This window comes from Nocardioides secundeburneus (assembly GCF_039939255.1).
Classification (GTDB): Bacteria; Actinomycetota; Actinomycetes; order Propionibacteriales; family Nocardioidaceae; genus Nocardioides.
This window is the reverse complement of the sequence record NZ_JBDUUE010000002.1, coordinates 102,104-126,791: the sequence shown is the minus strand read 5'-3', so window position 1 is coordinate 126,791 and position 24,688 is coordinate 102,104. Positions and strand designations below refer to the sequence as shown.

Sequence of the window (24,688 nt, the reverse complement as noted above, 5' to 3'; positions counted from 1 at the left end):
CGCGGTGGTGGGTGCCTAGCGGCCGCGGACCGTGCGGGCCGGAGCGACCGACGGCGCGGCGGTGGTCGAGCCGAGGTAGCGGACGACGACCCGGTGCTGGCCACGACGCACCTTCACCCGGGTCGAGGCCCTGCCGTTCTTCAGCGTCAGCGTGCGCACGACCTTCCCGTCGACACGCACCTGCACGCGGCCGGTCACCACGACACCGGCCGCGACGACGACAGCAGTGACCTTCACGGTCCTGCCGGCCTTGACCTGGGTGCGGTTCAGCCGCGACGCCGTGCGCGAGGCCGCCTTGGCCACCGGGGCCGTCGCGGTCGAGACCGCCACCCCCGGCGCGAGGCCCGGCTTCGACGCCGTCACCCGCACCGAGACCCGCCGGCCCACGTCGGCGCCCGTGAGCACGTACGACGCCCCCGTCGCCCGGGCGATCGGGCTGCCGTTGCGCAGCCACTGACGCGTGAACCTCAGCCCGCCGGTGTTCCACGTGCCCGTCGTCGACGTGAGCCGCGAACCCACCCGGGCCGCACCGGTCACCTGCGGGGCGAGCAGCGCCGTCACGACGTCGACGTCGGAGAGCGTGACCGTCGTGCTGCGCACCGCCTCGGCGTTGCCGGCGACGTCGGTCGAGGCGTACTCGAGGAGGTGCTCGCCGAAGCCGTTGACGGCGACCGGTCCGGTGTACGCCGTCCAGGGGCCGCCGTCGAGGCGGTAGCGGGTGACGGCGACACCGCTGGTGGCGTCGGTCGCGGTCAGCGTGGCGGTGGCCGTGTCGCGACCGGCGTTGCTCGCGACCGTGACCTGGGTGGCCGGAGCGGTGGCGTCGATGCCGACCTCGAGGCTGCCGGTGCCGCGGTTGCTCGCGGCGTCGGTGGCCCGGTAGGTCAGGGTGCGTCGTCCGTCGCCGGTGAGGGCGACGGGACCGGCGTAGGCCTGCCAGCCGTCGTCGACGCCGGTCTGCACGACCGGGGCCGCGTCGCGGTTGTCGGCGGCGTCGACGGCGACCATGACGTCGGAGCGGTACCAGCCGGCGTCGCCCTGCGTGCCGGACGCGACGACGGCGGACACGTCGGGCGCCTGCGTGTCGGCCGGGACGGCGAGCACGTAGGTGTCGGCGATCGACGGGTCGTAGAAGGCCGCGGCGTCGAGCGGGTACTCGAAGCGCACCCGCACCGAGGTGGCACCCGCGGTGGCCGCGGGGCGTTGGACCACCGTGTCGTAGACCTCGGAGCCGACGCTGCCCGTCGTGCGGGCCACGAGCTGGGTCTTGACCCGCACGTCGTCGACGAACACGTCGTACTTCTTGGTCTTGGCGCCGTCGAAGGTCTCGACGTTGCGCAGGATGAACGGCTGCCCGGCCGGCACGGTGAGCTGGGCGGAGAAGCTCGACCCCGGGCTCGTCACGCCGGCGTAGCGGCGCGTGAGGCCGGCCTCGGAGCTGGTGCCGCTGCTCGCCGACCCCTGGACGGCGTGCGCGGACTCCGACGGCCCGTCACCGAAGTCGACGTGGTCGAGCACGATGGCGGTCGGCGGCCGCGGCAGGGTGATGGTCACGCCCGCCTCGCGCGAGGCCAGGGTGTCGGCCCCGCGCCGGACGGCGGCGGTGAGGGGAACCGAGCCGGCGACGACGTCGAGCGGGACGATGACCGGCACCGTGACGGGGGTCGTCCGGCCGGCCGGCAGGAGGGTGTCGGCGGAGCGGACCGAGCGCCAGCCGGCCGGCAGCGCGAGAGCCACGTGGGCCCGGACGGCCGCGGTGCCGGTGTTGGTGATCGGCACCGTCACCGTGGCGTGCTCGCTCCGGTCGGCGCCGTCGAGCGTGGCCGTCGGGGTGCCGACCTCGAGGCCCGAGGTGACGGTGACCCAGTCGGCGGTTTCGTCGGACACCGAGTAGTCGACCCCACCGGTGGTGTAGTCGAGCGACCAGGCGGCGTCGTAGGCGCCGGGCGCCACGGCAGCCGGGACGTCGACCGCGACCGGCAGCTGCACGGTCTGCCCGGGGGCGACCGTCGTCGGCGCGATGGTGGCCGAACCGAGGCCGTCGACCTCGACCGTGCCGGCCAGGCCGGTGAGCGGTGTGGTGCCGTCGTTGGTGACGTCGAGCGTGCCGGCGGCGGCGGTGCCGGCCAGCACCGGACCGGCGAGCGGCGGCAGGGCGGTCGAGACGCCGATCGCGCTGGAGAGGGCACGAGCCAGGCGCACCTGGATCGCGCCGAGGCTGCCGTCGAGCTCCGAGCGCACCGGCGCGTCGACCGACGAGCCGGCCACCCAGCTGCGCAGCTCGCGCAGGGCGGTCAGGGCGGCCTCGACGTCGGCGCGGGCGTCGGCGCCGTCGACCGTGGCGAGCAGCGCCGCCTCGACGTGCTCGCGGACGGCGTCGAGCCCGGAGTCGAGCTCGGCCCGGTCGCCGGCGTCGAGGTCGCCGGCGTCGGCGAGGTCGGCGACCCGGTCCCCCACCGCGACGAGGTCCTCGAGCACTGAGCCGAGCAACGCGTTGCCGGCCACGACGTCGAAGTCGTACGAACCCGAACCGACGGTCACGGTGACCGTGTCACCGTCGTCGACGACCGACTGCACACCGTCGACGCCGTCGAGGAACGCGCCACCCTCGAGCACGGAGTAGGTGTTGTCGGCCGGCAGGACGACGTCGGCCGTGGTGCCGACAGGCACGTCGACCGCGAGGCTCAGGTCGTCGCCGTCGAGGGACCAGTCGGTGGCGATCGGGCCGTAGACCGACTGCAGCGAGCCCTTGCCGCTGGTGACGCCGCCGCCGGGCTGCGGGGCGACCCGGATCTTCTCGTACCCGGGCTCGAGGGCCTTGATCGCCCCGATGTTCTGGTACATCCAGTCGCCGACCGCGCCGTAGGCGTAGTGGTTGAACGAGTTCATGGTGACGTCGCCGAACGAGCCGTCGGGCATGATCGAGTTCCAGCGCTCCCACATCGTGGTGGCGCCGTTCTCGACCTCGTAGCCCCACGACGGGTAGTCCTTGCGCATCAGCAGCGTCCACGCGAGGTCCTCGCGGTCGATCGCGCTCAGCGCCGGGAGCAGCCACGGGGTGCCGAGGAATCCGGTGGTGAGGGCGTTGCCGCTCGCGGCCAGCTTGGCGACGTACTTGGCGCCGACGGCGGCGAGCTGCTCCTCGGGCACCAGGTCCATGCCGAGCGCGATCGCGTAGCCGGTCTGGCTGTTGCCGAGCACCGTTCCGTCGTCGGCGATGTAGGCCGCGGCGAACGCGGCGCGGATGTCGGCGTCGAGCTCGGCGAGCTCGGCGGCGTAGGCGGTCTGGCCGAGCGCGGCGGCCATCTCCGACATCATCCGGGTGGTCAGGGCGTAGGACGCCGTGCCGAGCACCGGACCCGGCGTCGGGTCGTCGAGGTTGAGCCAGTCGCCCCACGTGTTGCGGCCCTGCTCGAGCAGGTCGGCGCCGGCGCTGGCGCGCAGGTGGTCGTGGAAGCGCACCATGTCGGCCCAGTACTGGCGTGCGGTGCTGATGTCGCCGTAGCTCGACCAGTGGGCGTAGGGCACCGTGACGCCGGCGTCGGACCAGCCGGTGCCGGTGCCGACCTTGAAGCCCGGCGGCGTCGGGGCGACACCCTGGTAGTCGCCGTTGGCCTCCTGGGTGTCGCGCATGTCCATCATCCACTTGGCCAGGAAGGCGCGGGTGTCGACGAGGTAGGACGCCGTCGGCGCGAACACGTTGATGTCGCCCGCCCAGCCGAGCCGCTCGTCACGCGCCGGGGTGTCGGTCGGGATCGAGAGGAAGTTGCCGCGCTGGCCCCACGAGATGTTGCTGATCAGCTGGGTGAGCATCGGGTCGGAGGTCTCGAGGTCGCCCGTCGACTCGAGGTCGGAGCCCCAGACGACGCCGACGACGTCGGCCGCGGCGGGGGGCGTCGTCCCACCGACGATCTCGAGGTAGCGGAACCCGTGCTGGGTGAAGCGTGGCTCGTACGTGACGGTGCCGCTGGTGGCGAAGGTGTAGGTGTCGGTGACCTTGGCCGAGCGCATGTTGGCGGTGTAGAGCGTGCCGTCGGGGTTGAGCTCCTCGCCGTACTTGATCGTCACGGTCTGCCCGGCCTGGCCGGTGAGCCTCATCCGGGCGACACCGACCATGTTCTGGCCGAGGTCGTAGGTGAACCGGCCGGCGGTGGGCTCGGTGCGCGCGACGGCGACGAGCTCCTCGGTGGTGCGCACCGGCTCGTCGGGCTGCGGGACGACGGGCGCGGCCGGGGCGGTGCGGGTCACGGCCGGCGTCCAGGCGGCGTCGTCGTAGCCGGGCTGGTCCCAGCCGGGCTTGGCCAGGCGGGCGTCGTAGGACTCGCCGTCGATGAGGTCGGCGGCGGTGTAGCCGCCCTTGGCCGACGTCCAGGTGGCGTCGTCGGTGTCGACCCACTGGGTCGTGCCGTCGGTGTAGGTGATGCGCAGCCGGGCGAGGAGCGAGGTCTCGGCGCCGTACTGCTGCGGGCCGAGGTGGGCGATGCGTCCGGCCCACCAGCCCTGGCCGAGCTCGGCGCCGAGGGCGTTGGTGCCGGCGTCGACGAGGTCGGTGACGTCGTAGGTCTGCGACTGGAAGCGGTCGAGGTAGTCGGTCCAGCCGGGCGCGAGGTGCTGGTCGCCGACCTTCTCGCCGTTGAGCGTGAGCTCGTAGATGCCGCGTGCGGTGGCGTAGACGCGGGCGTCGACGACGGTCTTGCCGGGCGTCGTCCCGAAGTCGGTGCGGAGCATCGGCTGGTTGCGGTCGGGCGAGCGCCACAGCACGTCGCGTCGCTGGTCGACGCGCAGCCCCTGCGGGGTCAGGGTGCCGCCGTCGAAGGGATTGCCGGCGGAGAAGTCGGTGTCGAGCAGCACGGTGCCGTCGGCCGCGGTCACCTTCACGGCCTTGACGTCGGCGACCTCGTCGCCGAGGCCGTCGGCGAAGTCCTGCCGGAAGCCGACGAAGCCGCGCGCGAACGTGGCGTCGGTGCGCTGGTCGATCTGTGTGCCGTCGAGACGGGTGGTGATGGTGCTGCCGGCGACGGTGATCGAGAGGCGGTGCGTGCCCTCGAGCAGCTGCGCCGAGGTGATGCCGGGGATCGGGATGTTGCCCAGCAGCGCGTAGCCGCCGTTGACGCGTCGGTGCGGGCGGAACTTCGGCACGCCGGTGCCGTCGGCCGTCGAGATCTGCCACATGTAGCCGTTGCCGGTGGTGGCGGCGCGCAGGAAGACGCCGATGGCGAGCTGGGCGATGTCGAAGTCGATGTCGGCGGTGTAGTCGCTCCACCGGTCGAGCTCGGCGCCGTCGGCGGCGCCGATCCACTCGGCACTCCCCCAGTCGCCGGCGGTGAGCAGGCCGGTCTCGAACGAGGCGGGCTCGCTCCAGGCCGAAGCCTGGTCGGCGCCGTCCCAGACCTTGACCTGCCAGACGTAGCGGGTGCCGGCGGCCAGCGCCGGGCCGGCGTAAGCGACGTCGACCTGCTTCGGCGAGACGACCTTGCCGGAGTCCCACAGGTCGGCGGTGCCGAGCGCGTCGGCGGCGGCCGCGACGCGCACCTGGTAGGCGCTCTGGACGGCGCCGCGCGCCGTCGTCGTCGAGTACCACGACAGGCTCGGCGCCGCGCCCGGGATGCCGATCGGCTCGACCCGGGCGTTGGTCTTCAGCCCGGTCGCCGTCAGCGGCGCGTCGGCCCGGGCCGCCGGGTCGGCAGCGCCGCCGGCGTCGTCGGCGCGGGCGGCGGCGGGCAGCTGCACCGTGGCGGCGAGGCACAGGGCGAGTGCGGCCCCGATCAACCGGTGGGTGCGGGGGCTGGGGGTGGGACGGCGCATCGAGGCGGCCTTTCGTCGTCTGCAGAGCACGGCATGAAACGATTCAGCACGTGACGACGCTCACCTTAAGTTGGGGTGATCACCGCCACAAGGGCTCTGTCCGCATGCGGCCACGAGCGATACGCCGAGGCGTTGCCGAGCCGCGGACGCGCGTCAGACCCGCCGGCACAGGCCGGCGGGGCTGGCGTGCACCGGGGTCAGCGGCCCCGGATCGTCCGCGCCGCCGACGATGCCGCGGCGACGGTCGGCGAGCCGAGGTAGCGGACGACGACGCGGTGAGCACCGCGACGCACCACGACCCGGGTGACGGCCTTGCCGCCGGCCAGGCGCAGCGTGCGCACGACCTTGCCGTCGAGGAGCACCCGCACCTGTCCGGTCACCGCCGAGCCGGGCGCGGCGACGGTGATCGCCACCCGGGCCTTGCGTCCGGCCCGGACTTTCGCGGGGGCAGTCGTGCGCACGGTCGCGACCGCCTTGGCCACCGGGGCCGTCGGGGCCGAGGTCGCGGTGCCCGGCTGCAGGCCGGCCCGGGCCGCGGTGACCCGCACCGAGAGCCGCCGGCCGACGTCGGCCGCGGTCGGGCGGTACGTCGCCGCGGTCGCCCCGGCGATCGGCCGGCCCGCGCGGAGCCACTGGCGGGCGAAGGCCAGGCCGGTGGCGTCCCAGGCGCCGACCGTCGAGGTCAGCACCTGGCCGAGCCGCGCCGTCCCCCGGACGGCGGGCGGGGCCGTGGCGACCGGCGTCGCGACCTCCGACAGCGTGAACGTCGTCCGTTGGAGCCGGCCGTCGTTGCCGGCGACGTCGCTGGCGAGGTGCTCGACGACGTGCTCGCCCGAGCCGGTGACGACGAGGTCGCCGTCGACCGCCTGCCAGGCGCCGCCGTCGACGCGGGCCCAGGTGGCGGCGACGCCGCTGGTGGCGTCGTCGGCGTCGAGGCCGACCACGGCCCGGGCCTGCGTGGCGTCGGGCCGCACGGTGGCCCGGGTCGTCGGCGCGGTGGCGTCGATGCGCACCTGGAGGGTGCGCACGACGGACCGGTTGCCGGCGGCGTCGCGAGCCCGCAGGTCGACGCGGTGGGTGCCGTCGCCGGTCACCCGGACCGGTGCGCTGTACGGCGTCCAGCCGGCGCCGTCGTCGAGGCCGACCTCGACGGCGGGCGCGCCCGGCCGGTCGTCGGAGGCGACGGCGGTGACGGTTGCGGGGCCGCGGTGCCAGCCGTTGCGACCCGCCAGGTCGGTGGTGACGCGCGCACCGACCAGCGGTGCGACGTCGTCCGTCGCCGCGGTCGGGAGCACCCAGGCGTCGGCGATCGACGGGTCGTACCCACCGCCCTCGGGCGGGAACTCGAAGCGCAGGCGGGCGGTGCCGTCGGCGGTCTGCGCGAGCGCGGCCGGCGACTCGACGACGAGCTGGTGGGCCAGCCACCCGGACCCGCCCTGCGTGCGCCCGACGGTGTAGCGGCCCTCGAGCACGTCGTCGACGTAGAGGTTGAACACCTTGGTCGTCGCGCCGTCGAACGTCTCGCGCAGGCGCAGCACGAACGGCGCGCCGGCGGGGACGTCGAACAGCGCGGAGTACCACGAACCGGGCACGGTCGAGTTGCTGTAGCGCCGGGTCAGGCCCGCCTCGGTGCTCGTGCCGCTGGACGGCGACGCCTGGACGGCGTGGGCGTTCTCCGACGTGGCGTCGCCGAAGTCGACGTGGTCGACCGCGCTGGTCGGCGGCGTCTCGAGGGCGACCGTCAAGGTGCCCGACCCTGAGGCGAGCTCGTCGCTCCCCCGGGCGAACGAGGCACCGAACGTGTGGGCGGTGGCGACGACGCGTCGCGGCACGAGCACCGGGACGACGACGTCGACCGTCTCCCCCGCCGGCACCGACACGGGTTCGGAGGGCACGGCGTCCGGCCAACCTGCGGGGGTCGACACGTCGACCCGTCCGTCGACCGACGTCGAGCCGGTGTTGGCGACACGCACCGTCACGGTGCCCGACGACGGCGAGCTCTGCGCGCCGGTCACCGACACCACGTCGACGCCACCGGCCACGATGACCCACCGGCCGGAGCTGGTGACCGTGTGCGTGTCGGCGCCGGTCCAGGTGAGGGTGGCCTCGGCGTCACGCGGGCCGGGCGAGGCGCCCAGGGGCACGGTGGCCGTGAACGGCAGCACCCGGGAGTCGCCGGGGGCGAGCCCGGCGAGGGTCAGGGACGACGTGTCCACCGTCCACCCGTCGACGACCACTGTGGCCGCGAGGTCGCGGATCGGCGTCGTCCCGGCGTTGGTGACGGTGACCTCGCCGGTCACGCGGTCGCCCGGCAGCACCGGGGCGGCGACGGGGGCGACCGAGACGGCGACGCCGTAGCGCTGCGAGACGACGTTCTCGAGCGCGGCCACGACGGCGTCGACGCGGCGTCCGAGGTCGCCCCGCACGGGCCCGTCGATCGTCGAGCCGGCCACGGTCTCGCGCAGTGCGCGGGCCGCGTCGAGGGCGTCGACCAGCGCGGCGGTGGCTCCGGTCTCGTCGGCGGCGAGCGCGGCCTCGATCGCGGTGACGACCTGGCCGTGGACGCCGTCGAGACCGGTCGTCACGGTGGCGTGGTCGGCCGGCGTCAGGTCGCCGGCGTCGCGGTGCTCGTCGGCACGGGTCTGCGCCGCCGTGACGCGGTCGAGCACGCGGCCGAAGGCGGCGAGGGTCTCGTCGACCCGGAACGCGTACTGCCCCGACCCGACGGTCAGGCGCAGGGCGCCGTCGGCGTAGGTGGAGCCGGTCACGCCGGCGGCCTCGGAGGCCAGGCCGCCGCCCTCGACCACCGACGCAGCGTTCTCGGCCGGCACGACGACGGTCGCCGTCGAGCCGACCGGCACGGTGACGTCGAGATGGAGAGCACCGCTCTCGTCGTGGCGCCAGTCGGAGCCCACCGGGCCGAAGGGGGTGTCGGTCGTGGTCGTCGCCCAGTCGAGGTCGCCGGTGACGGCGGGCGCGATCGTGATGTCGCGGTAGCCGGTCTCGGGCGAGGCCTTGATGCCGCCGACCGACTGGTAGAACCAGTCGTCGACCGTGCCGAGGAAGTAGTGGCCGTAGGAGCGCGCGTCGGTCGACCAGTGCTCCCACATCGACGTGGCACCCTGCTCGATCATGTAGCCCCAGCTGGGGTACGTCGTCTGCACGGCGAGGTCGTGGGCCAGGTCCGCGTAGCCGTGGTCGGTGAGCACCGGCAGCAGGTACTTGGTGCCGAGCACGCCGGTGTTGAGGTGCACGCCCTTGGCCCTGACGTCGGCGGCGATGCTGTCGACGACGCCCTGCTCGGTCTCGGCGTCGGGCGTGAGGCCGAACGCGACCGCGAGCACGTTGTGGGTCTGGCGGTAGCCGCGGTCGCCGCTGCCCTTGTAGAAGCCGGCCGACTCGTCGAGGAAGGTGTCGTTGAACGCGGCCTTCACGGTCTCGGCGTCAGCGGCGAACCGTGCGGCGTCGGCGTCCTTGCCGAGGTGCTCGGCGCTGCGGCTCATCGAGGTGAGCATCGTGTAGAGGTAGGCCGTGCCGGAGACGCGGGAGTCCTCGGGCGCGTTGCCGCCGGCGGGGCTCGCCTCGGGGCTCACCCAGTCGGCCAGGCGGTTGGAGGTCACGAGCCCGTCGTCGCTGCGGCCCATCTCGAGGTCGACGTAGGCGGCCATGCCGTCGTACTGCTCACGCAGCACGCGGTCGTCGCCGCCGTACTGGTAGAGCCACCACGGGATGAGCACGTAGGCCGAGTGCCACGGCGGCGCGACGCCCCACTCGCCCCAGCTGCCCGAGCTGGGCGCGATCACCATGGGCGCACCCTTGGCGTCGCGGGTCTCGTGCAGGTCGCGCATCCACTTCGCGAACAGCTCGTGGACGTCCATGTTGAGCAGGAACATCTCCGCGCCGACGGCGGCGTCGCCGGTCCAGCCGTTCTTCTCGAACATCGGGGTGTCGGTCGGGATGCCGTGGATGTTGTTGGCGAGGGTGTCGACCGTCGCCTCGTGGGTGGCGTTCATGGTCGCGCTCGAGCTCTCGAACGAGCCGGTGCGCGGCGCGTCGGTGTGCACGACCTGAGCGGTGAAGGCGCTCAGCGGCGGGGGTTGCGTGCCCGGCCAGCCGGTGACCTCGAGGTACTGGAAGCCCTTGTAGGAGAACTGCGGCGCCCACGTCTCGGGGGCACCGGTGCCGGCGAGCACGAACCGGTCGGTCTGGAACCCGGATTGGAAGCCGCCGTTGTTGTCGAAGTTCACGCGCCCGTCGGCGCGCAGCTTCTCGCCGGCCTGGGCGCGGATCGTCGTGCCGGCCGGACCCTGCGCGGTGTACTCGACCCAGCCGGCGATGACGCGCGGGAACGTCACGCGGTAGACACCCGTGGCGACCTCGTCGACGGCGGTGGCCGGCAGCGACTCGATGACCTTGATCGGCTGCTGGCGCTGGTCGACCAGCTCGCCCCGCGGGCCGTCGACCTCGCTGGCCGGGACCCAGCCGGCGTCGTCGAAGCCGACCGTGTCGTAGCCGGGCTGCACCTGCGCGGCGTCGTAGAGCTCGCCGCCGTAGAGGTCGTCGAATCGGGTCGGGCCGTCGTGGATGGTCCACGAGTCGTCGGTGACCACGCGCTCGGTGCGCCCGTCGGCGTACTCGACCTCGAGGACGGCGCGCGCCACCGGCTCGTCGTGCCAGGGCGGCGACTGCCAGTTCCACACGTTGCCGCCGGTCATGCCGTAGAAGCCGCGGCCGAGCTCGAGACCGATCGCGTTGTTGCCCGCCTCGAGCTGGTCGGTGACGTCGGTGCCGACGTACTGCACAGTGTCGTCGTAGTCGGTGAAGCCCGGCGACAGCACGTCGTCGGAGATCGGCTCGCCGTTGAGCGAGACGTCGGCGTAGCCGCCGGCGGCGACGTAGACCGTCGCGTCGGCGACCTCGCCGTCGATCGCGAACTCCTTGCGCAGCAGGGGCGCGGGGGCGACCTGGGTCTGCGGGGCCCGGACGCCGCTGCCCCACGGACCCGAGCCGTAGGTGGCCTGGACGACGGCTGCCGGCCAGGAGCCGTCGTCGAGCGTCGGCGAGAACCAGTCGGCCGGCACCGTCTTGCTGCCCTTCCACGCCGTGTCGGTGGTGACCTCGGTGGTGGAGCCGTCGTCGTAGTGCACGACGACGCGCGCGATGAGCCCGGCCGGCGAGCCGGCCCCGTTGGTCGTGCGGACGGCGATCAGGTTGGTGGCGGGCTGCACCGGCACGGAGTAGAGGTGCGACTGCTGCCACTCGTTGACCGCGCCCTGGGTCGCCCCGACCTGGGTGCCGTTGACGCGCAGGTCGAAGGAGTCGTCGGCGGTGATCAGCACGTCGGCGCGCGTCGCGCTGCGACCGGCCGGTGAGGTGAGCGTGCGGCGGAACGCGCGGGGCTCGCCCGGGGCGACCGGGGCACCCGACTCGGGTGTCCAGATCCACGGCGTGCCGGCGAAGGTCATCGGCTGGTCGCCGCGGGCGTTGCCGATCCACTCGCTGTCGCCCCAGTCGCCGTCGTCCATCAGCCCGGTGCGGAACGACGACGTCGCGGACGCCGTCCCGACGGAGGTGACGACGTCGACCGACCAGACGTAGCCCGTCGCGGCCTCGAGGGCCGGCCCGTCGAGCTCGACGTAGACCTCGTCGGAGGCCACGACGCCGCTGTCCCAGGCCAGCGTGCCGGACAGGCCCTCGGCCTCGGTGGCGACCCGGATCCGGTACGACTCCTGGGTCACGCCCCGCTCGGCCGACTGCACCACCCACGAGAACCGCGGCCGGTCGACGTCGATGCCGACCGGCGTCGCCTTGCGCTCCACCTCGAGCGCGGTGAGGGACGGCGGCGCGACCGCCCGGAGCAGCGCGGGACCGGCGACGGCCGGCACCGGCGTCAGGGCCGGGACGGCGAGCACCGGCGCCACGAGCGCCAGCGGTAGGGCGGCGACGCCGAGGCGTCGGCGCAGGGAGGGCGGGAGGGTCATCGTCGTCCTTCGCTCGAGAACCTGGAATGAAACGTTCCAGGGCTCTCACCGTAAGGAGTCGGTGACGGCAGTCACAACAAGGCCGACCGGAGTTGGCCGGATCCGGTCAGCGCGGCGCTGCGCGGGGCGGTGCGTGAGCCACCGTTCCGGCCCCACGACAGGGCCGATTCGGTGGCTCACCTACCGCCCGACCGGTCGCCGTCAGATCAACCCGACCCGCACGGCGTGCACAACGGTCTCGATGGTCGTCTCCACGCCGACGTCGTCGGCGAGCACCCGCAGCCGCCGGCGCACGGTCCGGCCGGACATGCCGACCTTGCGCGCGACGGTGTCGACCGTGTGGCCCTCGGCGAGCAGTCCGAGGATCGTGAGATCGGTCTGGTCCCACCCCGGTGCTGCCTCGATGACCACGGTCAGGGTCACCTACCGGGGCCGGGGGGCCAGGCGCTGCAGCGCCGTCACGTGCCCGGGCTCGAGCTCGTCGAGGGTACGGACGCCGAGCAGACGCATGGTGCGCTCGATCTGCCCCTGGAGGATCTCGATGGTGCGGTCGACGCCCTCGCGGCCACCGGCCATCAGGCCGTAGAGGTAGGCCCGGCCGATCAGGGTGAAGTGGGCGCCCTGCGCGAGCGCGGCCACGATGTCCTGGCCCGACATGATGCCGGTGTCGAGGTGCACCTCGACGTCGTCGCCGACCTCCTTGACGACCTCGGGCAGCAGGTGGAACGGCACCGGGGCGCGGTCGAGCTGGCGGCCCCCGTGGTTGGAGAGCAGCACGGCGTCGACGCCGGCGTCGGCCAGCCGGACGGCGTCGGAGACCGACTGCACGCCCTTGACCACGACCTTGCCCGGCCACTGCGAGCGGATCCAGGCGAGGTCGTCGTAGGTGACGGTGGGGTCGAACATCGTGTCCAGCAGGTCGGCGACCGTGCCCGACCACGAGTCGAGGCTGGCGAAGGCCAGCGGCTCGGTGGTGAGGAAGTTGATCCACCAGGCCGGGCGCGGGATCGCGTTGACGACGGTGCCGGGCGTGAGCCGCGGCGGGATGGTCATGCCGTTGCGGACGTCGCGCAGCCGCGCGCCGGCCACCGGCACGTCGACCGTCACCAGCAGCGTGTCGTACCCGGCCGCCGCTGCCCGGTCGACCAGCGCCATCGAGCGGTCGCGGTCCTTCCACATGTAGAGCTGGAACCAGTTGCGCGCACCGGCCGAGGCCGGGGCGGCCTCGGCCACCGCCTCGATCGACGTCGTGCCCATCGTGGAGAGCGAGAACGGGATGCCGGCCGCAGCCGCGGCGGTGGCGCCGGCGATCTCGCCCTCGGCCTGCATCATCCGCGTGAACCCGGTGGGCGCGATGCCGAACGGCAGCGCCACCTTCTGACCGAGCACCTCGCGCGAGGTGTCGACCACCGAGACGTCGCGCAGGATCGCGGGGTGGAACTCGACGTCGCCGAAGGCCTCGCGGGCCCGGGCCAGCGAGACCTCACCGTCGGCGGCACCGTCGGTGTAGTCGAAGGCGGCCTTCGGCGTACGGCGCTTGGCCACCCGCCGCAGGTCGTCGATCGTCAACGCCTTCTCGAGGCGACGCTTCTTCGGCGACATCTCGGGCTTCTTGAACTTCATCAGCGGCGCCAGGTCGTGGCGCTTGGGCATCTGCCGCTTCATCGGGTTCCTTCTTCCAGACGCTTCTCGGCCTGGTCCCAGTCAACCCCGGACCTCGGCTCGTGACGTCGCAGGTCGTGGGTCGAGCGGACCAGCGTCCGCATGGCTTGCAGGTCGGGCAGGTCGGCGCCGAGCGCCCGTGCCTGCACCAGCACGTTGCCCAGGGCGGCGGCCTCGGCGGGCCCGGCCAGCACCGGGACGCCGAGCGCGTCGGCGGTGAGCTGGCAGAGCAGCTCGTTGCGGGTGCCCCCGCCGACGACGTGGACGACGCCGAGCTCGCGACCGGCGAGGGTGGCCGCCGTCCGCAGGTGACGCCGGTAGGCCAGCGCCAGGCTGTCGAGGATGCAGCGCGTGATCGCCTGCGGCGTGCGCGGCACCGGCTCGCCGGCTCGCTCGGCCAGCGCCTGGATGCGGGCCGGCATGTCGCCGGGCGGCAGCAGGCTCGCGTCGTTGATGTCGACGACGGTGCGCAGCGCCGGCGCGTCGGCGGCGGCCGCCAGCAGCGAGGCGAGGTCGCACCCGTCGATGCGCCGGTCGGTCCAGGTGCGGATGGCCTCGGAGAGCACCCACAGGCCCATGACGTTCTTGAGGAACCGCACGGTCTCGTCGACGCCGCCCTCGTTGGTGAAGTCGGCCAGGCGTGCCTCCTCGGTGAGCACCGGCTTGTCGAGCTCGAGCCCGACGAGCGACCAGGTGCCCGAGGAGATGAACGCCGCGCCGTCGCCGGGGATCCCCTCAGCTGGTACCCCGACGACGGCGGACGCGGTGTCGTGCGAACCGACTGCCACCACGGGGGTGGACGGCGGCGCACCGATCTCGGAGGCGACCTCGGGCAGCAGGGTGCCGACGAGGTCGCCGGGGTCGCGCAGTGGCGGCAGGATGCCCCACGGCAGCCCGACCCGCTTGGCGAGGTCGACGGCCCACTCGCGCGTGCGGACGTCGTAGAGCCCCGTGGTCGAGGCGTTGGTGCGCTCGGCGCCGACCGCGCCGGTGAGCCAGTAGCCGAGCAGGTCGGGCAGGAGCAGCAGGGTCTCTGCGGCCTCGAGCGCGGCGCTGCCCCGGGCGGCGGCCAGCTGGTAGACGGTGGTGAAGGGCAGCTGCTGCAGACCGGTGGTGGCGTACTGGTCGGTGGCGTCGACCTCGGCAAGCACCCGCGCGGCGACGCCGTCGGTGCGGGCGTCGCGGTGGCTGTAGGGGTTGCCGAGCAGGTGCCCGTCGCGGTCGAGCAGTCCGTAGTCGATGGCCCAGGAGTCGATGCCGACACCGTCGAGCGGGCCCGTGCCGGCCACCGAGCGCAGACCGGCCAGCACCTCGCGGTGGATGCCGAGCACGTCCCAGAAGAGCGAGCCGTGCGCGCGGACGCCGCCGTTGGGGAACCGGTGGGCCTCGTCGAGGCTCAGCGTGCCCGGGCCGACGCGGCCGACCATGACCCGGCCGCTCGTCGCCCCGAGGTCGACGGCGGCCAGGCGCAGGTGGGTGGTGGTCACGGTGGTGGAGGATCCGTTCAGCGCAGGAACGCGGCGGCGACGCCGGCGTCCACCGGCACGTGCAGGCCGGTCGTGTGGGTCATGTCGGGGCCGCAGAGCACGTAGACCGCGTTGGCGATGTGCTCGGGCAGCACCTCGCGCTTGAGGATCGTGCGCTGGGCGTAGAACTTGCCGAGGTCCTGCTCCTCGACGCCGTACACGGCGGCGCGGTTCGCACCCCAGCCGGAGGCGAAGATGCCGGAGCCCTGCACGACGCCGTCGGGGTTGACGCCGTTGACCTTGATGCCGTGCTCGCCGAGCTCGGCGGCCAGCAGGCGCACCTGGTGGGCCTGGTCGGCCTTGGCCGCGCCGTAGGCGACGTTGTTCGGGCCGGCGAAGATCGAGTTCTTGCTGGAGATGTAGACGATGTCGCCGCCCATCCCCTGCTCGATGAGCGCCTTCGCGGTGGCCTTGGCGACCAGGAACGAGCCCTTGGCCATGACGTCGTGCTGCAGGTCCCAGTCCTTCTCGGTGGTCTCGAGCAGCGAGCGCGAGAGCGAGAGCCCGGCGTTGTTGACGACGAGGTCGACACCACCGAAGGCGAGCACGGCCGCGTCGACCATCGCCTGCACGGCGTCGGCGTCGCTGACGTCGACCTGGACGCCGACGGCGACGTCGCTGCCCTTCGACCCAGCGATCTCGGCGGCGGCCGCCTCGGCCTTCTCGAGCGAGAGGTCGGCGATGACGACGCAGGCGCCCTCGGCGGCGAGCTTGGCCGCGGTGGCCTTGCCGATGCCGGACGCGGCCCCGGTGACGAGCGCGACGCGGGTGGCGAGCGGCTTCGGCTTCGGCATGCGCTGCAGCTTGGCCTCCTCGAGCGCCCAGTACTCGATGCGGAACTTCTCGCTCTCGTCGATCGGCGCGTAGGTCGAGAGCCCCTCGGCACCGCGCATCACGTTGATGGCGTTGGTGTAGAACTCACCGGCCACGCGGGCGGTCTGCTTGTCCTTGCCGTAGCTGAACATGCCGACGCCGGGCACGAGCACGACGAGCGGGTCGGCACCGCGGATGGCGGGGCTGTCGGCGGTCGCGTTGCGGTCGTAGTAGCCCTGGTAGTCCTCGCGGTAGGCGACGTGCAGCTCCTGGAGCCGCGCGATCGAGTCCTCGACCGAGGCCGACGCCGGCAGGTCGAGCACGAGCGGCTTGACCTTGGTGCGCAGGAAGTGGTCGGGGCAGCTGGTGCCGAGCGCGGCGAGCCGCGGGTGCTCGGCGGCGGCGAGGAAGTCGAGCACCTCGGGGATGTCGGTGAAGTGGCCGACCATCGGCTTGTCCTGCGAGGCGATGCCGCGGATCGTCGGGGCCAGCGCGGCCGCCTTGGCGCGACGCTCGGCCTCGGGCAGGGCACCGTAGCCCTCGAGGGCCGGGCCGAACGGCTCGGGCTTGGAGTGCTCGGCGATGTAGGCCGCAGCGGTGTCGATGATCCACAGGCTGTTGGCCTCGGCCTCGTCGGAGGTCTCGCCCCACGCCGTGATGCCGTGCCCACCGAGGATGCAGCCCCGCGCCTGGGGGTTCTTCTCCTTGATCTCGGCGATGTCGAGGCCGAGCTGGAAGCCCGGACGACGCCACGGCACCCACACGACCTCGTCGCCGAAGATCGTCGAGGTCAGCTCCTGGCCGTCCTTCGCGGTGGCGATGGCGATGCCGGAGTCGGGGTGCAGGTGGTCGACGTGCGCGGCGTCGACGAGGCCGTGCATGGCGGTGTCGATGGACGGCGCGGCGCCGCCCTTGCCGTGCAGGCAGTAGTCGAACGCGGCGACCATCTCGTCCTCGCGGTCGATGCCGGGGTAGACGTCGACGAGGGCGCGCATCCGGTCGAGGCGCAGGACGGCGAGGCCGGACTCGGTGAGGGTGCCGAGGTCGCCACCGGAACCCTTGACCCAGACGAGCTCGACGGGCTCACCGGTGACCGGGTCGGTCTCGGTGCCCTTCGCCGAGGTGTTGCCGCCCGCGTAGTTGGTGTTCTTGGGGTCGGCGCCGAGGCGGTTGGACCGGGCGATCAGCTCGGCCGCGGTGCTGGGGTTGGTCATGGTTCCTTCCGGAGGTGAGCGGTGGTCGAGGTGCGGGGATCTCGGGCACGAGCCCCGGGGCCCCTGCAGGGAGGGGGACGTCGGGTCAGGTCCAGCTGAGCTGGGAGCCACCGACGCGCGCGGCCTCGATCTGGGCCTGGTAGCCCGACTCGGCGTAGGCACGCATGGGGTGGCCGGGCAGCCCGCGCTGCTCGCGCCAGGCGGCGAGGTCGGCACGGACGTCGGTGTAGAACGCGTCGACGAACACCTCGTGGGCGCCGAGGACGTCGCCGGCCTCCTGGGCCGCGGCGAGCGCGTCACGGTCGACGAGCAGGGCGCGCGCGGTCATCTCCTGGACGTTGAGCACCGAGCGGATCTGCCCGGGGATCTTGTCCTCGATGTTGTGGCACTGGTCGAGCATGAACGCCACGTCGCTGTGGCCGTCGGGGTTGGCCGGGCCGTACCCGCCGCCCCGCACGACCTCGAAGATGATGCGGAACAGCTGGAACGGGTCGGCCGCACCGACGATGAGGTCGTCGTCGGCGTAGAAGCGGCTGTTGAAGTCGAACGAGCCGAGCTTGCCGAGCCGCAGCAGCTGCATGACGATGAACTCGATGTTGGTGCCCGGCGCGTGGTGGCCGGTGTCGAGGCAGACGACGGCCTGGTCGCCCAGGGCGCTGACCTGCGCGAACGAGGTGCCCCAGTCGGGCACGTCGGTGTGGTAGAACGCCGGCTCGAAGAACTTGTACTCGAGCACGAGGCGGCGGTCGCCGTCCATCTCGACGAGGCGGTCGTAGATCGTCTGCAGCGACTCCTGCAGGCGGTCCTGGCGGCCGCGGAGGTCGGCCTGGCCCGGGTAGTTGCTGCCTTCGGCGAGCCAGATCTTGAGGTCGCGCGAGCCGGTGGCGGCCATGACGTCGAGGCACTCGAAGTGGTGGTCGATCGCCTTCTGGCGCACCTTGGCGTCGGTGTGGGTCAGGGCGCCGAGCTTGTAGTCGTCGTCCTGGAAGGTGTTGGAGTTGACGGTGCCCAGGGCGACGCCCTGCTCGGCGGCGTAGTCGCGCAGTGCGCCGAAGTCGTCGACGAGGTCCCACGGGATGTGCAGGGCGACCGAGGGGGCGAGGCCGGTGAAGCGGTGCACCGTGGCAGCGTCGGCGATCTTCTCCTCGACGGTGCGCGGGGTGCCCGGGGAGCCGAACACCTTGAAGCGCGTGCCCGAGTTGCCGAAGGCCCACGAGGGGAGCTCGATCGCCTGGCCCTCGAGCAGCGGCGCGATGGCGGCGAACCCGGTGGCGCCGCGGTGTTGGTCGGTCATGATCAGCTTTCGGTGGTCGTGGGTGGAGCTAGTTGGTCCTCGAGGTGGAAGACCTCCTGGAGGCGGACGAAGCCCTCGTCGGGGGCGGTGTCGAGGTCGCTGAAGAACGGAGCCATCTCGGCCTGCCACCGCGCGTTGACGTCGGTGCGGGCCATGGCGGCCTGGGCCGCGTCGAGGTCGTCGGACTCGACGTACCCGACGAGCAGCCCGTCGTCCCGCAGGAACAGGGAGTAGTTGCGCCAGCCGGTGTCGGCCAGGGCCCGGAGCATGTCGGGCCAGACGGCGCCGTGCCGGTCGGCGTACTCCTGCTGCCGTTCCGGGCGGACCTGGAGCGTGAAGCAGTAGCGCGGCACGGTGGTTGCTCCCTGTTCCTGCGGGGGTCGATCTGGGTCGGTCTGGATCAGAAGTCGAAGTCGTTGATGTTCGAGGCGTCGAACACGAACGGCTCGCCGAGCACGACGATGCCGTCGGCACCGACGGTGTACTCGCCGAGGTCGCCGGCGGTGAAGGTGTCGCCCTCCTCGCCGGAGATGTCGCCGCTGACGAGCGCCTCGGCGGCGTAGGCGGCCAGGTAGCCGAGGTCGTCGGGGTTCCACAGCGCGAACTCGGTGACGGTGCCGTCGTCGATGAAGGTCTTCATCTGGCTCGGGGCGCCGAGGCCGGTCAGCGCGACCTTGCCCTTGAACTCCGAGGTCGACAGGTAGCGCGCGGCGGCCGCGATGCCGACGGTGGTCGGCGACACGATGCCCTTCAGGTTCGGGTTGGCCTGCAGGAGCGCGGCGGTCTGGTCGAACGACTTCTGGTCGTCGTCGTCGCCGTAGACGGTGTCGACGAGGTTGATGTCGGGGTAGTTGGCCGCCAGGTCCTCCTCCATGAGCGAGATCCACTCGTTCTGGTTGGTGGCGTTGGCCGCCGCGGAGAGGATCGCGATGTCGCCCGATCCGCCGATCTGGTCGGCGATCAGCTCGATCTGCTTGGAGGCGATGCCCTGGGCGTCGGCCTGGTTGACGAACAGGTCGCGGCACTCGGTGTCGGAGTCGAAGGTGACGACCTTGATGTCGACGTCCTGGGCCTGCTCGAGCGAGTCGCACAGCGCGGAGGGGTCGTTGGCCGAGACCACGAGGGCGCCGACGCCCTGCTGGGTCGCGGTCTGGATGAACGGCACCTGGGAGTCGGGGCCGGCGTCGCCGGTCGGGCCGACCTCCTCGATGGAGCCGTCGAACTCGCCCGCGGCCCGCTCGGCGCCGGCGGTGCTGGCGTCGAAGTAGGGGTTGCCGAGCGACTTGGGGATCATGGTGATGGCGCTGCCGCCACCGCCGCCGCCACCGCTGCCGCCGTTGTCGCCGCCGTCGCCGTCGTCGCTGCCGCAGGCGGAGAGGGCCAGCGTGGCCGTCAGGGCCAGCGCGGCAAGGGCGGGCAGCCGCCTCGTCTTGATCAACATGTGCTTCATTGCCTTTCGTTGGCTGATTTCGAGTCGAGCGACGGCCCGCCGGTGACGGACGGCTCAGTGGGGGTGGACGAGCGGGACGCCGTCCGCCTGACCCGACCTGGAGCGAGCCCGGAGACCCAGGTCAGGAGCATGGGGGCCAGTACTGAGGCCACGAGGAGGCAACCGATGATGATGTCGGTGACCTCGGTCCGGATGCCGTCGAGGCGCATGGCGCTGTTGATGACGGCGATGAGCAGGACTCCGGCCACGACGCCGGGCAACGTGCCCCGGCCGCCGAAGATGGAGACCCCGCCGAGCAGCACGGCCGCGATGACCTGCAGCTCGAGGTTCTGCGAGGCGTCGCCGCGGGCGACGCCGGAGTAGAGCGTCTGGTAGACGCCGGCGAGCCCGGCGACGGCTCCGGCGAGCGCGAAGAGGATCAGCTTGGTGCGGGCGATGTCGACGCCGGTGAAGCGCGCCGCCTCGTCGTTCAGGCCGATCTCGTAGACGCCGCGACCGAAGGAGGAGAAGTGGAGCAGCAGTCCGAACGCGATGGCCAGCACCACGAAGGGGATCAGGACGAGCGGGTAGCTCGAGCCGTCGCTGATGCGCTCCTTGGTCAGGTCGGTCCACTTCTCCGGGAAGCCGTTGATGGCCTCGGTGCCGAGGAAGCCCTGGGCCAGTCCGCGGTAGAGGGCGAGCGTGCCGATGGTGACCGCGATCGAGGGGAGCTTGACGTAGGAGACCAGGAAGCCGTTGAACAGGCCGCAGGCCAGGCCCACGCCGATCGCGAGGACCATCGAGAGCACGAACGGCAGGTCCCACTTCGTGTAGGCGATGCCGAGGATCGCGCCGGTGAGCGCCATGGTGCTGGCGACCGAGAGGTCGATCTCGCCGGTGATGATGACCAGCGTCATCGGCAGGGCCAGCAGCATGATCGGCGCCGACTGCAGGAACAGGAAGTAGAGCGTCAGCGGTCCGTCGAAGCCGACGATGTTGGCCCGGGAGTAGAAGAACACGAGCAGCAGCAGGGCCACGACCGCGAACTCGCGGGTGGCGACCAGGCGCCAGAGCAGGGGGCGGGCGTAGGAGGCGTAGGTGCGCTCGTCGACCGCCTCGTCGATGGTCTTCTTGGTGGTGGTGGCACTCATGGCGTGACCTCACGTTCGGCGACGAGGCGGTGCTCGGCGCGGGAGGCGAGGAAGCGGTCGAGCACGACGGCGCCGATGATGAGGCCGCCGACCACTGCCTGCTGGTAGAAGTCCGGGACGCCGAGGATCGGCAGCACCCGGTCGATGGTGACGAGGAGGAAGGCGCCGATGGCGGCGCCCCAGACCGATCCGCTGCCACCGAAGATGGCGACGCCGCCGATGACGGCCGCGGCGATGGCCTGCAGCTCGATGCCCTGGCCGGCGTTGGACGACACGCCGCCGTAGCGGGCGGCGAAGAACACCCCGGCCAGGCCGGCGAGCGCGCCGGAGGCGATGAAGGCGCCGAGGACGCGCTGACGGATCGGCAACCCGAACAGGGCCGCCGCGGCGGGGTCGGAGCCGATGGCGTAGAGCTCGCGGCCACTGCGCGCCGTCCGGAGGTAGTAGCCGACCGCGACGACGACGAGCAGCGCGATGATGGTCAGCACGGGAATGGTGAGCACCTGCTTGGTGCCGAGGGCGAGGAAGCCCGAGTCCATCTCGGAGGCGTTGACGCGGTCGCTGCCGGCCCAGTGGAGCAGGAAGCCCCGGAAGGCCAGCGAGGTGCCGAGGGTGATGACCAGGGCCGGGACCCGCCCGAACGCGATCATCACGCCGTTGATGGCGCCGAGGAAGGCACCGAACGCCACGCCGCCGAGGGCGGCCACCCAGGGCGACTGCCCCGACGACATCAGCTCGCCGGTGGCGTAGGCGGTCAGTCCCAGCGTGGAGGCGACCGACAGGTCGACGTTGCGGGTGATGAGCACCATCGTCTGGCCGGCGGCCAGCAGGAGCAGGATGCTCGGGGTGAGCAGGAGGTCGCGCCAGCTGTCACCGGTGAGGAAGCCGTTGCTCTTGAACGTCGCCACGGCGACGAGCAGCAGCAGCACCACCAGGACGGCGAGCTCGCGCGAGCGGAGCAGGTCGCCGGCCACGCCCCGGGCGTCGGGACGACGGCGGCCCGGGTCGGTCGAGGGCGTCGTGTCGACGGTCGTGCTCATGCGGTCACCTCCTCGACCTGCTGGGTCTCCAGCGCGACGTGCACCCGGTCGGGGGTCGTGCCGGTGGCGGCGGCCATCACGTTCTCGGGGGTCGCCTCGGAACGGTCGAGCTCGGCGGTGATGCGGCCCTCGCAGACGACGAGCACGCGGTCGGCCATGCCGAGCACCTCGGGCAGCTCGCTCGAGATCATCAGGACGGCGAGCCCCTGCCCGGCGAGCTCGGAGAGCAGCCGGTGCACCTCGGACTTGGTGCCGACGTCGATGCCACGGGTGGGCTCGTCGATGATCAGCAGGGACGGCTCGGTGGCCAGCCACTTGGCGATGACGACCTTCTGCTGGTTGCCGCCGCTCATGGTCGTGGCCGGCATGTCGAGCGCGTTGGTCTTCACCTCGAGCCGCGCGGCCCACGGGCGGACCGCCTTGTTCTCGGCCGCGGTCGTCAGCAGGCCCGCCTTCGACAGGTTGCGCCGGATGACCCCGGCGACGTTGTGGGCGACCGAGCTGTCGACCACGAGGCCCTGCTGACGCCGGTCCTCCGGGACGAAGGCGATGCCCGACCTGATGGCGGCGCGCGGGTTGCCCGGCTTGACCGGCTTGCCGTGCAGCGTGACCGTGCCGCTGTCGTAGCGGTCGACGCCGAAGACGGCGCGCGCGATCTCGCTGCGTCCGGCACCGACGAGCCCGGACAGCCCGACGATCTCACCGGCTCGGACCTGGAAGGACACGTCGCGGAAGACCCCGGCGCTGCTGAGGCCGTCGACCGAGAGGACGACGTCGCCGATCTCGGCGGGGACCTTGGGGAACAGCTCGGCGACCTCACGACCGACCATCTGGGCCACCAGGGCCGGCACCGAGGTGTCGGCGACCCGGTGGGTGTCGATGTAGGCGCCGTCGCGCATCACCGTCACGGTGTCGCACAGGTCGAAGACCTCGTCGAAGCGGTGCGAGATGAACACCAGGCCGCGGCCCTCGTCGCGCAGAGAGCGGGCGACGGCGAAGAGCCGGTCGACCTCGACCCCGCTGAGGGCGGCCGTCGGCTCGTCCATCACGAGGAGGGCGGCGTCGAGCGAGATCGCCTTGGCGATCTCGATGATCTGCTGGTCGGCGATCGACAGGCCGCGTGCGGGCCGCTTCGGGTCGATGCGGACGCCGAGCCGCTCGAACAGGCTCTCGGCCTCGCGGTGCATGGCCTGGCGGTCGATGCGACGCGCGCTGCCGAGCGGCATGCGGCCCATGAAGATGTTCTCGGTGACCGACAGGTCGGGGAACAGCGTCGGCTCCTGGTAGATGACCGCGATGCCGGCGTCCTTGGACTCGGCCGTGGAGCCGAAGTCGACCTCGCGGCCCTGGAAGCGGAAGGTCCCGGCGTCGCGGCGGTGGACGCCTGCGACGATCTTCACCAGGGTCGACTTGCCGGCGCCGTTCTCGCCGATCAGCGCGTGGATCGAGCCGGCCGCGACCTTCAAGGTGCCCGACCTCAGCGCCCGGACGGCGCCGAACGACTTGGAGACCGAGTCCAGGTCGAGCACGACGTCACCACCCGGGGCGGGCGATTGAAAGGTTTCACTCACAGCAGGGAACCGTAGGTGAGGGCGATCACAGTTGGCAAGAGGTGACGCCGAAATTTCTCGTTCGTTGCCGCTGACGGCCTCGCCGTGGTCTGCTTGCGACGTTTCACACACGCGATCCAGCAGCTGGCAACGAGGAGACCGAACGCATGACGATGGTGAGCGGGCCCCGGTCCGCCTCGGTCAAGGACGTCGCCGCCTCGGCCGGGGTCTCGCTCGGCACGGTCTCCAACGTGCTCAACCGCCCCGAGCGGGTCAGCGCCGCCACGCGGGCGCGCGTCGAGCGGGCCATGACCGACCTCGGGTTCGTGCGCAACGAGTCCGCGCGCCAGCTGCGCGCCGGCACCAGCCGCACCCTCGCCTACGTCATGCTCGACGCCGGCAACCCGTTCTTCACCGACGTCGCCCAGGGCATCGAGGTCGCCGCCGAGGCGGCGGGGCTCTCGCTCGTGCTCTGCAACAGCGGCCAGCGCGGCAACCGCGAGGCCGCCCACCTCGACCTGTTCCAGCAGCAGCGCGTGCAGGGCCTGCTGGTCACCCCCGTCGACCCCGAGTCGCCCACCCTCAGCGCGGTGCGCGACCGGGGCACACCGCTGGTCATCGTCGACCGCACCCGCGACGACGCCACGTTCTGCTCGGTCGCGGTCGACGACGTCCTCGGCGGGCGTCTGGCCATCGAGCACCTCGTCGACCGCGGCCACACCCGGGTCGCCTTCGTCGGCGGCCCCTCGGGGCTCGGCCAGGTCCGCGAGCGCCTCGAGGGCGCCCGGCGGGCGTGGGCCGAGGCCGGCCTGCCCGACGCCGACCTGGTCCCGATCGTCACCGACAGCCTCGACGTCGAGGCGGGCCGCGAGGCCGGCGCACGGCTGGCCGGGCTGCCCGCGTCCCGTCGTCCGACGGCGGCGTTCTGCGCCAACGACATGACGGCGCTCGGCCTGCTCCAGTCGGCGATCGGCGCCGGCACCCGCGTGCCCGAGCAGCTGGCGATCGTGGGCTACGACGACATCCAGTTCGCCGCGGCCGCCGCGGTGCCGCTGACCTCGGTCCGCCAGCCACGGGCCGAGCTGGGCCGGGCCGCGGCCGGGCTCCTGCTCGACGAGGCGGGCAACCCCGAGCACATCCATCAGCAGATCGTGTTCACCCCCGAGCTGATCGCCAGGGAGTCCACGCGCACCTGACCCCGGCGCACCCGGCCTGGTCAACTA

Annotated in this window: 13 protein-coding genes; 1 reads left to right on the top strand and 12 read right to left on the bottom strand. The window is 72.6% G+C overall.

Features of this window, described 5'->3' with window-relative positions:
* Positions 1–15: 15 nt before the first annotated feature.
* The 12 genes from ABFT23_RS05540 to ABFT23_RS05485 all read right to left on the bottom strand — a co-directional run bounded on the left by ABFT23_RS05540 (position 16) and on the right by ABFT23_RS05485 (position 23,444).
* Positions 16–5,805 (bottom strand): family 78 glycoside hydrolase catalytic domain, encoded by a 5,790-nt coding sequence (locus tag ABFT23_RS05540; RefSeq protein WP_347893220.1) that lies wholly within the window; start codon positions 5,803–5,805, stop codon positions 16–18.
* Positions 5,806–6,002: 197 nt separating this feature from the next.
* The gene (locus ABFT23_RS05535; RefSeq protein ID WP_347893219.1) at positions 6,003–11,786 is read right to left on the bottom strand and encodes a family 78 glycoside hydrolase catalytic domain; all 5,784 of its coding nucleotides are present in this window, start codon (positions 11,784–11,786) and stop codon (positions 6,003–6,005) included.
* A gap of 201 nt (positions 11,787–11,987) precedes the next feature.
* Positions 11,988–12,209, bottom strand: coding sequence for a helix-turn-helix domain-containing protein (locus ABFT23_RS05530; RefSeq protein WP_347893218.1), 222 nt, complete (start codon positions 12,207–12,209; stop codon positions 11,988–11,990).
* Complete coding sequence (locus ABFT23_RS05525) at positions 12,210–13,451, bottom strand: alpha-hydroxy acid oxidase (protein WP_347893217.1); 1,242 nt, start codon at positions 13,449–13,451, stop codon at positions 12,210–12,212.
* Positions 13,448–14,935, bottom strand: a complete 1,488-nt coding sequence (locus tag ABFT23_RS05520; RefSeq protein WP_347893216.1) for a rhamnulokinase — start codon at positions 14,933–14,935, stop codon at positions 13,448–13,450. Before ABFT23_RS05520 ends, ABFT23_RS05525 begins: the two co-directional genes overlap by 4 nt.
* Before the next feature lie 17 nt (positions 14,936–14,952).
* Positions 14,953–17,001: a bifunctional aldolase/short-chain dehydrogenase gene (locus ABFT23_RS05515; RefSeq protein WP_347893215.1), complete on the bottom strand. Its 2,049-nt coding sequence runs from the start codon at positions 16,999–17,001 to the stop codon at positions 14,953–14,955.
* Between the two features lie 85 nt (positions 17,002–17,086).
* Positions 17,087–18,295, bottom strand: a complete 1,209-nt coding sequence (rhaI, locus tag ABFT23_RS05510; RefSeq protein WP_347893214.1) for an L-rhamnose isomerase — start codon at positions 18,293–18,295, stop codon at positions 17,087–17,089.
* 2 nt (positions 18,296–18,297) lie between these two features.
* On the bottom strand, positions 18,298–18,648 hold the full coding sequence (locus ABFT23_RS05505) for an L-rhamnose mutarotase (RefSeq protein WP_347893213.1): 351 nt from the start codon (positions 18,646–18,648) through the stop codon (positions 18,298–18,300).
* A 47-nt stretch (positions 18,649–18,695) separates the two neighbouring features.
* On the bottom strand, positions 18,696–19,745 hold the full coding sequence (gene rhaS / locus ABFT23_RS05500) for a rhamnose ABC transporter substrate-binding protein (RefSeq protein ID WP_347893212.1): 1,050 nt from the start codon (positions 19,743–19,745) through the stop codon (positions 18,696–18,698).
* A complete protein-coding gene (locus ABFT23_RS05495) occupies positions 19,742–20,875 on the bottom strand; it encodes an ABC transporter permease (RefSeq protein WP_347893211.1) in 1,134 nt (377 codons plus the stop codon). Before ABFT23_RS05495 ends, rhaS begins: the two co-directional genes overlap by 4 nt.
* A complete protein-coding gene (locus ABFT23_RS05490; protein ID WP_347893210.1) occupies positions 20,872–21,915 on the bottom strand; it encodes an ABC transporter permease in 1,044 nt (347 codons plus the stop codon). Before ABFT23_RS05490 ends, ABFT23_RS05495 begins: the two co-directional genes overlap by 4 nt.
* Positions 21,912–23,444, bottom strand: coding sequence for a sugar ABC transporter ATP-binding protein (locus ABFT23_RS05485; protein WP_347893209.1), 1,533 nt, complete (start codon positions 23,442–23,444; stop codon positions 21,912–21,914). Before ABFT23_RS05485 ends, ABFT23_RS05490 begins: the two co-directional genes overlap by 4 nt.
* Before the next feature lie 188 nt (positions 23,445–23,632).
* Here ABFT23_RS05485 and ABFT23_RS05480 point away from each other — a divergent pair, with 188 nt between their 5' ends.
* Entirely contained in the window at positions 23,633–24,661 is a 1,029-nt protein-coding gene (locus ABFT23_RS05480; RefSeq protein WP_347893206.1) for a LacI family DNA-binding transcriptional regulator, read from the top strand.
* Positions 24,662–24,688 lie beyond the last annotated feature (27 nt).